At 71.0% G+C, this 13,782-nt stretch carries 15 protein-coding genes; 8 read left to right on the top strand and 7 right to left on the bottom strand.

Annotation, left to right across the window (positions count from 1 at the left end; all coding sequences use genetic code 11):
• The first annotated feature begins 29 nt into the window (after positions 1-29).
• Together EER30_RS40040 and EER30_RS40045 are read left to right on the top strand one after the other, a co-directional pair.
• A complete protein-coding gene (locus EER30_RS40040; RefSeq protein ID WP_127506926.1) occupies positions 30-1,706 on the top strand; it encodes a GAF domain-containing sensor histidine kinase in 1,677 nt (558 codons plus the stop codon).
• 33 nt (positions 1,707-1,739) lie between these two features.
• Positions 1,740-1,892 (top strand): response regulator, encoded by a 153-nt coding sequence (locus EER30_RS40045; protein WP_205650628.1) that lies wholly within the window; start codon positions 1,740-1,742, stop codon positions 1,890-1,892.
• Here the strand turns inward: EER30_RS40045 and EER30_RS47610 are convergent.
• Positions 1,889-2,266 carry an Hpt domain-containing protein gene (locus tag EER30_RS47610; RefSeq protein WP_164842656.1) on the bottom strand — a complete coding sequence of 126 codons (378 nt, stop codon included), beginning with the start codon at positions 2,264-2,266 and terminating at the stop codon, positions 1,889-1,891. The two genes, EER30_RS40045 and EER30_RS47610, sit on opposite strands and share 4 nt — an antisense overlap.
• A gap of 112 nt (positions 2,267-2,378) precedes the next feature.
• Here EER30_RS47610 and EER30_RS40055 point away from each other — a divergent pair, with 112 nt between their 5' ends.
• The 6 genes from EER30_RS40055 to EER30_RS40075 are packed head-to-tail and all read left to right on the top strand — an operon-like array spanning position 2,379 to position 7,264.
• Entirely contained in the window at positions 2,379-4,643 is a 2,265-nt protein-coding gene (locus EER30_RS40055) for a putative bifunctional diguanylate cyclase/phosphodiesterase (RefSeq protein ID WP_240670604.1), read from the top strand.
• 2 nt (positions 4,644-4,645) lie between these two features.
• Entirely contained in the window at positions 4,646-5,152 is a 507-nt protein-coding gene (locus EER30_RS40060) for a hypothetical protein (RefSeq protein ID WP_127506932.1), read from the top strand.
• Complete coding sequence (locus EER30_RS40065) at positions 5,137-6,012, top strand: SCO6745 family protein (protein WP_240670605.1); 876 nt, start codon at positions 5,137-5,139, stop codon at positions 6,010-6,012. The genes EER30_RS40060 and EER30_RS40065 overlap by 16 nt, the downstream gene beginning before the upstream one ends.
• Positions 6,009-6,785: a hypothetical protein gene (locus EER30_RS40070; protein ID WP_127506934.1), complete on the top strand. Its 777-nt coding sequence runs from the start codon at positions 6,009-6,011 to the stop codon at positions 6,783-6,785. Before EER30_RS40065 ends, EER30_RS40070 begins: the two co-directional genes overlap by 4 nt.
• A 52-nt stretch (positions 6,786-6,837) precedes the next feature.
• Positions 6,838-7,002: a hypothetical protein gene (locus EER30_RS47615; RefSeq protein WP_164842657.1), complete on the top strand. Its 165-nt coding sequence runs from the start codon at positions 6,838-6,840 to the stop codon at positions 7,000-7,002.
• Positions 7,003-7,042: 40 nt separating this feature from the next.
• A complete protein-coding gene (locus EER30_RS40075) occupies positions 7,043-7,264 on the top strand; it encodes a hypothetical protein (RefSeq protein ID WP_127506936.1) in 222 nt (73 codons plus the stop codon).
• A gap of 38 nt (positions 7,265-7,302) precedes the next feature.
• On the opposite strand, the gene EER30_RS40080 is transcribed toward EER30_RS40075, so the two are convergent.
• The 6 genes from EER30_RS40080 to EER30_RS40105 all read right to left on the bottom strand — a co-directional run bounded on the left by EER30_RS40080 (position 7,303) and on the right by EER30_RS40105 (position 13,769).
• On the bottom strand, positions 7,303-8,775 hold the full coding sequence (locus EER30_RS40080) for an AAA family ATPase (protein WP_127506938.1): 1,473 nt from the start codon (positions 8,773-8,775) through the stop codon (positions 7,303-7,305).
• A 439-nt stretch (positions 8,776-9,214) separates the two neighbouring features.
• Positions 9,215-10,360, bottom strand: coding sequence for an ABC transporter substrate-binding protein (locus EER30_RS40085; protein ID WP_127506940.1), 1,146 nt, complete (start codon positions 10,358-10,360; stop codon positions 9,215-9,217).
• Positions 10,361-10,400: 40 nt separating this feature from the next.
• Positions 10,401-11,165 (bottom strand): ABC transporter permease, encoded by a 765-nt coding sequence (locus EER30_RS40090; RefSeq protein ID WP_240670606.1) that lies wholly within the window; start codon positions 11,163-11,165, stop codon positions 10,401-10,403.
• Positions 11,162-11,941 carry an ABC transporter ATP-binding protein gene (locus tag EER30_RS40095; RefSeq protein WP_127506942.1) on the bottom strand — a complete coding sequence of 260 codons (780 nt, stop codon included), beginning with the start codon at positions 11,939-11,941 and terminating at the stop codon, positions 11,162-11,164. The genes EER30_RS40090 and EER30_RS40095 overlap by 4 nt, the downstream gene beginning before the upstream one ends.
• Entirely contained in the window at positions 11,938-12,777 is an 840-nt protein-coding gene (locus EER30_RS40100) for an ABC transporter permease (protein ID WP_127506944.1), read from the bottom strand. Before EER30_RS40100 ends, EER30_RS40095 begins: the two co-directional genes overlap by 4 nt.
• The gene (locus tag EER30_RS40105) at positions 12,774-13,769 is read right to left on the bottom strand and encodes a TIGR03842 family LLM class F420-dependent oxidoreductase (protein ID WP_127506946.1); all 996 of its coding nucleotides are present in this window, start codon (positions 13,767-13,769) and stop codon (positions 12,774-12,776) included. Before EER30_RS40105 ends, EER30_RS40100 begins: the two co-directional genes overlap by 4 nt.
• Positions 13,770-13,782: the final 13 nt, after the last annotated feature.

Here is a 13,782-nt window from a genome sequence, read left to right on the forward strand (position 1 = left end):
GGCGGTCCGCTCGGGGGATCGGACAACCCATGGTCAGCGTCGACGAGGCCGTCCTGGCCGATCCGGATCGCCTGGGCGCGGTTCGCGCGGCGAAACAGACGCTGCCGGCCCTGACCCTCGCCCCCGACTCGCTGGCCCGGCTCGCCGCCCGGCTGCTGCGGGCGCCCGCGGCCCAGCTCACCCTCGTCGACCGCGACGACGTGCTGCTCGCCGGCGGTGACGGTCCGCCCGACACGGTCATCGCCCGGCAGACCGTCTCGGCCGGGCGGCCGGTGTGCCGCGAGGAAGAGCCGGCCTACCTCTGCGTGCCCGTGCTCGACGGTGCCGGACGGCCGGTCGGGGCGCTCGCCGTCCTCGACGTGCGCGCCCGCTGCTGGAGCGAGGAGCAGTCCCGGGTGCTGACCGAGCTGGCCGAGCTGGCCCGCCCGGCCGGCAGCACCGCTCTGCGCCGGGCCGAGCGCTTCCGGGAGTGTCACCGGGCCGTCGAGGACGCGCTGCGCTCGGCCGGCTCGGCCACCGCGGCCGCGCCCGGCGTGCTGGCCGCGGTCGGCGCGACCCTGGGCTGGCCGGCCGCCGAGCTGTGGCTGGCCGACGAGGACACCGGCGAGCTCGAGATGGGCGGCCGCTGGTGCGCGCCCGGCAGTGGCCTGGAGCGGGTGCTCACGTTCGCCCCGATCAAGGGCACCGGCATCACCGGCCGGGTCTGGTCGAGCGGCAGACCCCTGTGGGTGCCCGACATCGCCGACTCGGTCACGCTGCGCGACCCGGTGGAGCGCCGCCGGGCCGAGGCCTGCCTGGACGCCGGTCTGCGCACCGTGCTGGCCGTGCCGGTGTGCGACGCCGGCAGAGTGCTCGGCGTGCTCACCTGTTACGGCGCCGCGCCCGAGCCGCACGAGGAGCTGCTCGCCCTGCTGCTCGAGGGGGTGGCCGCGCGGATCGGGCTCTACGTGGCGCTGCGCCGGGCCGAGGCGCTCACCCGGCAGCTCTCGCGGGCCAAGGACGACTTCATCTCGCTGGTCAGCCACGAGATGCGTACGCCCCTCACGTCGATCGTCGCGAGCGCGGCGATGCTCGGCGACGAGCGGTCCGGGCTCGACGAGGAGAGCCGCGCGATGGTCGACGCGGTGCAGCGCAACGCCACCAGCTTGCGCGCCGTGGTCGACACCCTGCTCGACCTGGCCGGGCTCGACTCGGGTCACCTGACGCTGCGGGTCGAGCCGGTCGATCTGGGCGCGATCGTCACCGAGGCGCTGGCCGCCGCCCGGCCGCTCGCGTGCGCCAACCGCGTACGGCTTCTGCACGACCGCGACGAGCCCCTCGCCCTCGACGGCGACCCGCAGCGGCTGCGCCAGGTCGTCGACGACCTGCTGGCCAACGCGATCCGCTACAGCCCGTACGGCGGCGACGTCGAGGTCGTGCTGGTCGAGCGGGCCGGCCTGGCCGAGCTGACCGTGGCCGACCACGGCATCGGCACCCCGGCCGAGGAACGCGACCGCGTCTTCGACCGCTTCTACCGCGCCAGCAACGTCCGCCACCAGGGCATCGCCGGCAAGGGACTCGGGCTGAGCCTGGCCCGCACCATCGTCGAGCTGCACGACGGCACCATCCGTCTCAGCGGCCACCCGCCGCACGGCACCACGGTGCTGATCCGGCTGCCGATCACGAATGCCCGAAACGCTGAGCGAGCGGGCCGTTCGTCCGATTAGTGAGGTATGACGACCCGGGCCACCGTGTTGCTCGTGGATGACGAGGCGGCGATCCTCGAGACGCTCTCGTTGCAGCTGCGCCGCGACCACAAGGTGCTCGTCGCAGCCAGTGGCGCCGAGGCGCTGCGCCTGCCGGCCGAGGCCGTCGAGCCGGTGCTGGCCGTCCCCGGCACCCGCCGCTTCTAATCCTCCGCGTAGGCGGCGGCCAGCTTCTCGAGCACCTCGCACACCATCGCGTGCTCGGCCGCGACCCGGCCGAGCGTCAGGTCGGGGTCGGGCACACCGCCCTCGCCGGCCGCGTGCTCGACCTCGGCGAACACGGACGCCAGCCCGGCCGCCCCGATGTTCGAGGCCGACCCCTTCAGCGCGTGGGCGTGCTCGCGCAGCGCGGCGCAGTCACCGCCGCGCAGCAGCTCGGCCAGCCGGTCGACGCCGCCCGGGGTCTTGGCCAGGTACGACCGGATCAGCCGGCCCAGCAGCGCCTGCTCGGCCGGGCCCGGATCGTCGCCCGCGATGTCGGCCAGACGCTCGCGGACCTCGGCCTCCCGGCTACGTTCCATCGCTCCATCCTGCGGCCCGGCGCCCCGGGCGGGGGCTGATTCGCACCGGATTCCTACGGTCGGCCGCGCCGGTGCCGATGCTGGCGGGGTGGCAAACGTCCAGCGCGCACCCGTGAGATACGTCCTGGCCACCACCGTCGTCACCCTGCTGGGGGCGCTCTGGTTCCTGACCCGCCCCGGGCCGGACGCCGTCGCGTACCTCTTCATGCCGGTCGGCGGGGTGGCCGGCATCAGCTCCGTCGTCGCTCTCCTGCGCGGCGGCCGGCTCCAGCCGGGCGCCCGCCGGTTCTGGCGGCTGCTGCTGTTCGCCGTAGCCGCACTGACCATCTCGTACGCCTGGCTGGCCGTTCTCGCCTTCCGCCAGTCGCCCGAGTTGCCCGCGCTGCCGGTCGGTGCCGCCGCCCCGGCCGGTCTGGGCCTGATCGTCGCCATGTGGGCGGTCGGGCGCGTGCCGCTCGGCATCCAAGGTCGCGTTGAGCGTCGCAAGCAGCTCGTCGACCGCGCGATCGCCTTCGTCGGTGGCGGTGCCCTGATGTGGGGCTATGGCCTGGCGCCTCTGATCCTGTCGCCGGGCGGGTGGACCACTCAGTCCGTCGCGCTGATCGGCCTGACCTTCCTGCTCGGCCTCGGCGCCATCGTGAAGGTCTCGTACATCGGCGGCGGCCCGGTCGACCGGGTGGCGCTGCGGCTGATCGCCGCGGCGGCGATCGTCGCGGCCGGGGTGGCGATGCTCGCCCTACACGGCCACGAGGGCGTCCTGCTGGCCCAGGCGGTCGTCATGCCGGCGGCCTTCCTGTTCGCGGCCGGCGCCGCGCACCAGCAGTGGCGATCGGCCGGGTCCCGCACCCGCCGGGCCAACGTGTGGCTGCCCTACCTGTCCGTGCTCGCCATCGACCTGGCCCTGCTCGGCGTTCTGCGCGACGGGCTCGCCTGGCCCGACCGCATCGTCATCGTCGCCGTTGTCGTGCTCACCGCCCTGATCGCGGTTCGCCAGCTCGTGGCCAGCCGCGAGAACCGTCGCCTGATGAGCGAGAAGCACAGCACCGAGGAGCGGCTGCGTCACGAGGTCACCCACGACGGGCTCACCGGCCTGGCCAACCGCGGCCTGTTCCGCGAGCGGGTCGTCGCGGCGATCGCCGCCGGCGGGACGACCGTGCTGCTGGTCGACCTCGACGACTTCAAGACCGTGAACGACTCGCTCGGCCACGACGTCGGCGACGAGCTGCTGGTCGCGGTGGCCGATGCCCTGCGCGGCGCGGTCGGGCCGGACGCCCTCGCGGCCCGCCTCGGTGGCGACGAGTTCGGCGTACTCCTGCCGGGCGCTTCGTGTATTGGTAGCCCAGCTTCCGGGGAGGCCGTCGCGGACCGGCTCCTGCAAGCGCTCGAAGAGCCGATCGGCGCCCACCGCCTGCTCACCCACGCCAGCGTCGGCATCGCGTCGGCGGCCCCCGGCACCGGTCTCGACGTCGTGCTGCGGCACGCCGACATCGCCATGTACGCCGCCAAGCAGCGCGGCAAGGCCAACCGGGTGCGCTACGCCGAGGGCATGGAGCAGCCGGTGCTCGCCCAGGCCCGGCTCGGCGGCGAGCTGCGCAGCGCGCTCGACGCCGGCGAGTTCCGGGTGCACTACCAGCCGATCATCGAGCTCGACACCGGCCGCATGCTGGGCATCGAGGCCCTCGTCCGCCGCCAGGACCCGGCCCGCGGCCAGGTCGCGCCGGGCGAGTTCATCCCGGCCGCCGAGGCCACCGGGCTGATCGTGCCGCTCGGCCGGTTCGTGCTGCGCGAGGCCTGCCGCCAGGCCGCCGCGTGGATCGCGCAGTTCGGCCCCGAATCCGTGCTGCGGATCGCGCCGAACGTATCGGCCCGCCAGCTGCACGACCCCGACTTCGTCGACGACGTGCGGGCCGCCCTGGCCGAGTCGGGCCTGCCCGCCGACCGCCTGGTGCTCGAGCTGACCGAGTCGGCCGTGCTGCGCGGCAAGCAGATCTCGCGCACCCTGCACGAGCTGCACGCGATGGGCGTACGGCTGGCTCTCGACGATTTCGGGACCGGCGAGTCGTCACTGAGCCTGCTGCGGTCCTTCCCGGCCTCGATCATCAAGCTGGACAAGTCATTCGTGGACGGCATCGAATGTGACACGCCCGGCACCCCCGCCGCCGACGCGCGCCAGGCCGTGGCCCGCGCGGTCGTGCAACTGGCCGGGGCACTGGGCCTGGAGACAGTGGCCGAGGGCATCGAGAGCCAGGAGCAGGCCGACCGTCTGCGCCACCTCGGATACACCGTCGGGCAGGGCTATCACCTGGCCCGCCCGATGCCACCCGAGCGGATGACCGAGCTGCTGGCCCGCTCGAACGCCGCGGCGCTTAGGGTTTGACGATGGACACAGCGGACGACGGCACGCGCACGGCGCGGTCCCTCACCGGCTGGCTGGAGGCAGTGCACTTCGCCGAGCTCAGCAACGACCAGGCCACCGTACGCATCCTGGAGGCGATCGCCGCGTGGGGCGAGCACCAGGGCTGGCGGGTCTACCGTCGCGCACCCAGCGTGTTCCCGCTGCCACCCCCGCTGCGCGGCCACTCGGTGCTCGACGTCGCCTGCGCCCGCCCCGACGGCCCGCCGATCGCCATCGAGATCGACCGGCTCGACCGCCCCCGTACGGTCGACAAGCTGCTCGCCGAGGCGGCCGCCGGGCGGGTCGCGATCTGGGTACGGTGGGGCGCCGGCCCCTTCACCCCGCCGCCCCTGCCGGTGCACATGGTGGTTCGCGCGGCTGCCCGCCGCTCCGGCACCTGGCACACCGTCGCCGACCGCCCGCCGCCGAGCCACTCGGCCGCCCCGATCGAGACCTCCACCCCCGAGGAGCTTCCGTGGAACAGCGAGTGACCGAGTCGCCGCAGCGACGAGCCTGGCGCGTGACCGAGCCGATCCACGCCATGATCTATTTCGCGCCCGAGGCTCCCTCCCGGTACGGGGCTCTCGGCATCGGCCCGCAGGACGGCTACTTCGCCTCCCGTGCCGCCGCGTTCGGCGCGTGCGGTCCCGGCGTCGTGGCCGCCACCTTCTACAACTTCAACCCCGACCTCGTCGCCCGTGCGCTGCCGGCAGCCTGGGAGGTGACCACCCCCGAGGCGATGATCGCGGCGCGTCTGTCGGCAGTGGACGCCGCGTTGACCCGCGGTCTCGGTGCCGACGTCCTCGCCTCCGCGGCTGTTGTCGAGGCCGCGGAACTGGCCCGCAAAGCCGCCGAATCCGCGACCGCCTGGCCGTACGGCCGTCCGCTGTTCGCCGCGCACGCCGAGCTGCCCTGGCCCGACGAGCCCCACCTCGTGCTCTGGCACGCCCAGACACTCCTACGCGAGTTCCGCGGCGACGGCCACGTGGCGACACTGGTCGCCGCGGGCATCAGCGGCATCGAGGCCCTGGTGCTGCACGTCGCCACCGGCCAGACCGACGAGCGCTTCCTGCGGGTCAGCCGGGGCTGGCGCCGGGAGGCGTGGGCCGAGGCGGTCGACGCCTTGCGCTCCCGCGGCCTGCTCGACGTCGACGGCGCGTTCACCGACGCGGGGCGCTCGCTGCGCGCCGAGGTCGAGGCGGCCACCGACCGGCTCGCGCAGCCCGCCTACGACGCGCTCGGCGAGGCCGGCTGTGAACGGCTCGCCGAACTCACCCGTCCGCTCAGCCGCACCCTCGTCAAGGTCGGCATGCTGAACCCGCGCCTGCCCGGTGCCCAGGAGGCCGCATGACAACCGCCGAGATCGGGCACCCGCCGGCCTGGTGGGCCGAGCTTCTCGGCGCCGGCGACCGCTTCGACGCGGCCTCGGTCGCCGAAGGCCTCAGCGACGAGATCATCCCCAGGATCACGTCCCGGCTGCTGCGGCGCGAGGCCGAGCTGGCCGCCGACGCCGTCGTGCGCCATTTGCGCCGCCCGGCCGTGGCCGAACTGTCCTCCCGCTCCGCGCAGGCCGTCGATCGGCTGCGGGCCACGGTCGCCCGTCTCGACGAGCGCGCGTCGGCCGGAAATGGCCTCGACGAGGCGTACGCCCTCTGCCTGGTCCTACGGGGCGAATACGCCGAGGGGACAGCCCTGGCGTCCCGGTTCGTGCCGACGGCGCCGCTGCTGAAGGTGGTCGTCGAGGGCCTGCGGCTGGAACGCTTCGACAAGAGCCTCGCCCTGCGGTTGATGCGCGCGGGCCAGAGCCCGACGGCCGCGGTGCGTTCCGGCCTGGCCGTCGGACGCTACGGCTGGTGGCCGTCCTGGCTGCTGACGATCGTGGCGGAACGGTCGCTGGCCGGCACCCTCGACGAGCCGGCGATCCGGGCGCTGGACCAGTGCGCCTACGCCGAACTGACCCCGACCCAGGCCCGCGTGGCCCGCCGCCTGCTGGCCGGCGACGCCGACCTGGTCGAGTCAACCGCCCAGCGGCTGGAAAGCCTGGGCGCTTTCGCAGCCGCCGGCAAACTCCGCGCCGGCGACCTGACCGCGGTCGCTCTCGCCGCGCGCATGGTTCCGCTGTAGACCGGCATGGCTACCGCCGCCCAGGATGGGTGTCGCGGAGTAACCTAGGCGCATGCCGTTGATCGGAAAGTTCAGCTCCCCGATCCGTGGGGGCGTGTTCTACGTCGGTGCGGACGGAGCGGTCGGCGAGGACCCGGGAGACAGCGAAGACCATCCTCTGCTGGAGATCTGGCCTGCCCTGGTCATCGTCAATGTGGAGAACGGCGGCTTGGGGTGAAACCCGCATCCGGATCGCCTCCACCACTACCGACGACCCGGTGGGGCCGGCCGTCTTCGATGGAACGCTCCACATCGCCGACGGACGCCTGCGGATCGGTGACGCCACGGACGAGACGGTGGTCTGGCTGTCGGTTCCGCCGGGCGAACTTCGGGTGCGGCTGCACGTCAGCGACGCCGGGCCGGAGGTCCACCGGAGCCGGAAGTGGTGGTTGAGCGGATACCTTCCGAACCGGTTGGACATTGTCCTACCGGACCTGTGACCTTAAGGCTGCGTGGCTGCGTGGCTGCGTGGTGGCGGTCAGGCGTACAGGCGGTCGAGGCTGACGAGACGGATCCGGTCCTCCGTTGCGGCGGCGGTAATCAGCTCGTCGGTGAAGCCAGCTCCGCCGTAAAGGGTCAGCACCGTGGATTCGGTGTCGTACCCCTTCGGCCGCAGCAGGTCGCGGGCGGTTGCCAGGCGATCGAGGTGATGGTGGCCGATGACCTCGCCCCACTTGACCTCGCCCAGCGACAGGATGCGCCGAGGGCTGTTCGACTGTTGCGCGGCCAGCGCGACCACGTCTATCTCTATTTGCGTGCGGTTCGCCGGGTCGTTGACCGTGCCGGATCCGACCTCGGACGGCTGCTCGGCGAAGAGAGCGCCGCCCGCCTCCAAGGCGAAGGCGCGGCACAACGACTCGAAATGCGGACCGACGACCTGCGTCAGGAATGTCTGCCGGGTTGACGTCCAGACCTGCTCAGCTCGATGGATCTCCAGTTCGGCCCAGCGCTTACGCATGATCGCCTCGTAGAATGTGATCAGCGGCTCCACTATCCGGTAGCGGGATCGACCCGGCCGGAACATGTCCGGTTTGCGGGCTATCAGCGCGCAGTCCTCCAGCACGTTGAGCGGGTGCGTGATCTGGTCGGATTTCCGGCCGATGAAACTGGCGATGCCGCCGTTCGTGTTGTTGCCGGCGGCGATCGCGGCCAGCACCGAGTGATACAGCGCCGGATCACGGATGGCCGACTCTTCCGCCAGCAGATACCGAGCTTCGCGGAACAGCGGCGTCTGCGGATTCAACACGGTTCGGACGACCCACGTGTCAAAGTCGTGGATTGAGGCCGGGGTGTCTCCCTGGGTGAACTCATAGCGGTAGGCGGGGGTGCCGCCGACGACAGCGTTCACCAGAACCGCGAGCCGGGGATCGGTGATGCCCCAGAACTCCGCCGACTCGCGATGCGGAAACGGCTGAACGACGAGCTCGAGGCTGGCCCGGCCGCGCAACGGTGCCTGCCCGGCCAGAAGGCCTCCCATCACCGACATCGCTGACCCGCACAGCACCAGCCGCGCGGAACTCGTCCGGCCGCTGCCGCCGGGGCCGAGCTCGCGCTGAATGATCGACGGCAGCGCCGGCGAAGCCTTGGACAGAAACGGGAACTCGTCGATGGCGACGGCCGTCGGCCGATCGCTGACACTGCGGAACAGGTGCGCGATGGCGTCGTTCCAGTCCCGGAAAGGCGCCTCGATGAACTGGCGTGTATGCCGCGACAGCGCCTCGGAGAACAACCGGAGCGACTCGGCCTCGGTGGCCTCCGTGGCCGCGAAGTACATGCCTCCGGCCGCCTCGGTGATCGCCTGCAACAGGAAACTCTTGCCCTGCCTGCGCCGCCCGCTGACCACGCCCAGCGAGGCGCCACCTTGGGTGGCCGCCGTGGGCCTGGTAGCGAAGGCCGCGAGTCCGTTCCATTCACGGTCACGGCCGAAGATCCGCGGCGGCTTGCTCAGCAAGATAGGCCTCCAGTGTTGCCCAGGTCACAGAAGTATAGTTCCCGGAAGTATACTTCTGTAAGCGACGCGCTGGTCAGGCGCTCCGACCAGAACTCCGAGCCGCCGGCCGCAGGTCAGGCTCCCTTGAGAATGCCCCCTTGAAGGGCGCGAAGCGTCCGGCCCGAACCGGCACAGTGCGGCTGCTTGACCCACCACCCAGCCCCGCCCAGGTGACGTGCAGACCACGGTGACCACAGCGCGGAAGCCGATCTACGCCCCGTCGGGGGATCATTCAGGCTGAGTTGCAATCAGAGCCGGGGGTGACCCAGGGTGACCCATTCCCTGGCCGTCACCGGCCACCATGCAAGGCTGAGGCCGGGGTGGAATCTCATGGCAATGAGATGCTTTTTGTTTGGCCATGAATTTCACCCCGGCCTCAGCCGTCAAAGCGCAAGAAAGCCTACGACCCACCCTCGGTAAGGGTCACAGGAGCAGCCTGGAACCCGGCCCCGTTGACATCGATCCCAGCTCCCTTGGCCGCAGTAATGGCCTGGTTGATGTAGTCGTTGGTAAACGCCAACCCTTCAGGCGCCTTCTTGAGAACGGTGTCCCCGGTCTGGTTCTTGGTGGTCAGGGAGATGTCAACCGTCTGCTTCCAGTTGGCGTCGTCGATCACGCCGATGCCGCCCGTAGCCGGCCAGATCAGTTTGTTGACCTCGTTCATCTGCCAGAGCTGGTGGCTCTTGCCGAGCTTCGAGCCCTTCGCCACCACCAGATCACGGCACTTCTCCGCGTTGTCGCGGCAGAACGCCCACCCCTTGATGGTGCCGACCAGGAACTTCACCGTCTGTTGCTGATACCCGGGGTCGTTCAGCTTCTCGGTGTTCGCCCACACCGCGTCCTGCAGCATCGATGAGCCTTCGGCTTTCCAGTCGATGATGCTGAAGTCGTCCGCCGTGTAGAGCTTGCCCGTCGCCGGGTTCTTCGCTTCGAGCAGTTGGGCGTATTCGTTGTAGCTCATGGCCTGGGCCGCGTCGATTTCCTTCTTCAGCAGGGCCTGCATGTCGAACTGCTGCTGGACCAGCGTGACGTCCTTGCTGGGGTCGATCCCCGCTTTCGTCATGCCGGCGAACAGTTCGTACTCGTTGCCGAAGCCCCAGTTTCCGACCTTCTTGCCTTTCAGGTCGGCCGCCTTCGTGATGCCGCTGTCTTTCCACGCCACCTGATAGGTCCCCGAGCGCCCGAAGATCTGCCCCACGTCCGTGATGCCCGCGCCCTGCTCGCGCGACGCCAGGGCCTTCGGCACCCAGGCGACCGCGTAGTCGGCTTTTCCTTGGGCCAGCACCGTCTGCGGCACGATGTCGACGCCGCCTTCGAGGAGCTGCACGTCCAGCCCCTGCTCCTTGTAGAAGCCCTGGTCGACCGCGGCGATGTAGCCCGCGAACTGGGCCTGATAGAACCACTGGAGCTGAAGTTTGATGGGGGTCAGCGCGCCCCCGCTCCCGCCCGGTGCGGGCGTGACGCTCTGCGGGTCGGCCGTGCCGCAGCCGGCGAACAGCAGGGCAGAAGTTGCAGTGATAGCAGTAAATATCCGGAGTCGTCGCATCGAGGTCCTCCTAGGAGAGAGAAAACGCGAATCGAAAGGCTCAGGCGATGAGCCGTGTGCGCCACGGCATCGCCAGGCGCTCGAGCAGGAGCGTGGTGAGATAGAAGGCGAGTCCGAGCAGGCAGGCGCCGACCACGAAGGCCCAGGCACGGGGGTAGGCGGTGAACGCCGCGGCCGACGTGATGCGCGAGCCGAGACCGTTCTGCAGGCCACCGAAGTATTCGGCGACCACCGCGGCGATGACGGCCAGCGACGACGCCTGCCGCAGGCCGGTGAAGACGTGGGGCAGTGCGCCGGGCAGCCGAACTTTTCGGGCGAAGGTCCAGCCGCTGGCGGCGTACGTGTGCATGAGCTCTTGATGGATGGGGTTGACCTCGCGCAGCCCGCGCAGGGTGTTGATGAAGACCGGAAAGAAGACGATGATGCCGGCCACGAGACGGCGGGGGAGGCTGCTCGTGGACTCGAACATGTTGTTGAGGATCGGCGCCAGCGCGATGATCGGCAGCGCGTTGAGCACGGCCGCGAACGGCAGTGACACCTCGGCCAGAGGGCGGAAGCGGCTGGACGCCATCGCGGCCAGCACCGCCACGACGCTGCCGCCGATCAGGCCGATCAGGGCGTTCTCGCCGCTGGCCAGGGCCGCCTCCCAGACGTTGCGGCGCTGATCGACCAGCTCGTCCCAGATCGCCGCGGGGGCGGGCAGGATGAACGGGGCGATCCGGCCGGCGACGACGATGACCTGCCAGAGGGCGATCGCCGCGACGCCGAAGACCAGCGGGGGCACGATCGCGCGGGCCCACTTCACGACACGCTCCGGGCCGGTGTGCCGCGCAGCGACTGGCGTACGGCGGTGATGCACTCGAAGTAGAGCGGCGACTGACGTCCGGCGTCGTCGCGTGACGGCAGCTCGATCGGGATGGAGGCGGTGATGCGACCGGGCCGCGGCGACATGACCACGACGCGGTCGGACAGGAAGACCGCCTCCGAGATCGAGTGGGTGACGAAGACCGTGCTCGTGCCGGTTTTCGCGCAGATGCTGAGCAGCTCGGACTGCAGACGTTCGCGGGTCATCTCGTCCAGGGCGCCGAACGGCTCGTCCATGAGCAGCAGCGGCGGTTGTACGGCCAGGGCGCGGGCGATCGCGACGCGCTGCTGCATGCCGCCGGAGAGCTGCGCGGGGTAGTGCCCGGCGAAGTCGGCCAGCCCGACCAGGGCCAGCATCTCCTCCGCGCGGGCCTTGCGTTCGGCGCGCGGGGTGCCGCGCAGTTCGAGCGGCAGCTCCACGTTCTTGAGCACGGTGCGCCACTCGAACAGGCCCGACTGCTGAAAGGCGATCCCGTACGCCTGTTCCTTGCGCGCGGTTCCGGCGGACTTCCCGGCCACGGTGACCGTGCCGGTCGTGGGCGCGATCAGGTCGGCGATCAGGCGCAGCAGCGTGCTCTTGCCGCAGCCCGACGGGCCGATCAGCGACACGAACTCGCCCTCACCGACCGTGAGGTCGACGTCGGACAGGGCGACCACCTCATCCGTACGCCCCTGGTTGAAGATTTTCGTGACGGATGAAACGACAACGGCACTCATAGGGTCACCACCTCCACGTGCCGGCGGTGCCGCATGAGGGGCAGCTCCAGCAGGCTGACAAGACCGGCGACGAGCAGGCCGAGCAGGGCGGCGCCGAGCATCGCGGTGTAGACCTTCGCGGGGTCCGAGGTGGCCTCGCGCGAGTATTCGATGATGAGACGGCCGATGCCGCCCCGGGTGCCGGTCGAGATCTCGCCGACGACGGCGCCGACCACCGCCGCCGCCCCGGCCAGGCGCAGCGCCGGGAAGAGGTAGGGCAGGGATGCCGGGAAGCGCAGTTTGACCAGCGTGCGCCACCAGCCCGAGGCGTAGCTGCGCATCAGCTCGACGCCGGCCGGCGCGGGCGACTGCAGCCCGCGCAGCATGCCCACCGCGACCGGGAAGAACGCCAGGTAGGCCGCGATCAGCGCAACCGTCATCCAGCCGGGCCAGAGTACGTTCCAGCCGGCCACCAGAGGAGCGAGCGCGACCAGAGGCACCGTCTGAGAGAGGATCACGTACGGCAACAGGCCGCGCTCGACGATGCGGAAGCGCTGCATGAGCGCCGCCAGCACCAGCCCGACGAGCGCCCCGATGGCGAACCCGGCCGCGGTGATGCCCAGCGTGAACAGGCACGCGTTCACGACCACGATCCAGACCGGGCGGCCGCCCGTGAGTTCCGGGCGGCCGAGCCGTTCCACCACCGTCCACAGGTGCGGCATGGACAGGTCGTCGGCGCGCGGCAGCACGCGGACGCCCAGCAGCACCGCGCCGTCGGGGCTGCCGACGAGCTTGTAGCCCTCCCACAGCACCGCGCAGACGGCGACGCCGATCAGGACGTAGAGGGCTCTTCTCACGACATCGCCGGGATGACGTGCTCGCCGTACGCCCGGAGGGTCTCCTCCTTGGCGTCGTGCTGCAGGTAGACCGCGAACTGGTCGACCCCCAGCGACCGCAGCTCCTGAAGGCGCTTGAGGTGGTTCTCGACCGGGCCGAGCACGCAGAACCGGTCGACGACCTCGTCGGGCACGAACGTGGTGTGCGTGTTGCCCGCGCGCCCGTGCTCGGCGTAGTCGTACCCTTCCCGGCCCTTGATGTAGTCGGTCAGCACCTGCGGGACCGCGCCGTCGCCGCCGTAGCGCGCGACGATGTCGGCCACGTGATTGCCGACCATGCCGCCGAACCACCGGGTCTGCTCCCGCTGGTGGGCCAGGTCGTCGCCCACGTAGGCCGGCGCGGCCACGCAGAACTTGATGGCCATCGGGTCGCGGCCCGCCTGCTCGGCCGCCCGCCGCACCGCGCCGATCATCCACGCGGCGATGTCGGGGTCGGCGAGCTGCAGGATGTAGCCGTCGCCCACCTCACCGGTCAGGGCCAGAGCCTTCGGCCCGTACGCGGCCACCCACACCTCGAGGCTGCTGTCGGGGGCCCACGCGAGCTGTTGTTCCCTGCCGCGCAACGACACCTTCTCGCCGTTGGCCAGCCCGCGGATCACCTCGATCGACTCGCGGAGTTGTGCGAGGGACTGGGGTTGGGCCCCGAGCACGCGCAGCGCCGAGTCGCCCCGGCCGATGCCGCAGATCGTCCGGTTGCCGTACATCTCGTTGAGGGTCGCGAACAGCGAGGCGAGCACGGTCCAGTCGCGGGTGCCGGGGTTGGTGACCATCGGGCCGACGATCACCCGCTCGGTCTCGTCGAGGATCTTCGAGTAGATGACGAACGGCTCCTGCCAGAGCACGTGCGAGTCGAAGGTCCAGACGTGGCTGAAACCTTGCGCCTCGGCCTGCTTGGCGAGGTCGATGACCGTACGGGCGGGTGGGTTGTTCTGTAATACGACTCCGATGTCCAAGGGTCCGGCCCCC

This window comes from Actinoplanes solisilvae (assembly GCF_003999975.1).
In the GTDB taxonomy this organism is placed as follows: Bacteria; Actinomycetota; Actinomycetes; order Mycobacteriales; family Micromonosporaceae; genus Actinoplanes; species Actinoplanes solisilvae.

Coding starts and splice junctions, on each gene's coding strand:
- EER30_RS40040 (WP_127506926.1), top strand. CDS start 30: ATGGTCAGCGTCGACGAGGCCGTCCTGGCCGATCCGGATCGCCTGGGC.
- EER30_RS47610 (WP_164842656.1), bottom strand. CDS start 2,266: ATGGAACGTAGCCGGGAGGCCGAGGTCCGCGAGCGTCTGGCCGACATC.
- EER30_RS40060 (WP_127506932.1), top strand. CDS start 4,646: ATGGACACAGCGGACGACGGCACGCGCACGGCGCGGTCCCTCACCGGC.
- EER30_RS40070 (WP_127506934.1), top strand. CDS start 6,009: ATGACAACCGCCGAGATCGGGCACCCGCCGGCCTGGTGGGCCGAGCTT.
- EER30_RS47615 (WP_164842657.1), top strand. CDS start 6,838: ATGCCGTTGATCGGAAAGTTCAGCTCCCCGATCCGTGGGGGCGTGTTC.
- EER30_RS40085 (WP_127506940.1), bottom strand. CDS start 10,360: ATGCGACGACTCCGGATATTTACTGCTATCACTGCAACTTCTGCCCTG.
- EER30_RS40095 (WP_127506942.1), bottom strand. CDS start 11,941: ATGAGTGCCGTTGTCGTTTCATCCGTCACGAAAATCTTCAACCAGGGG.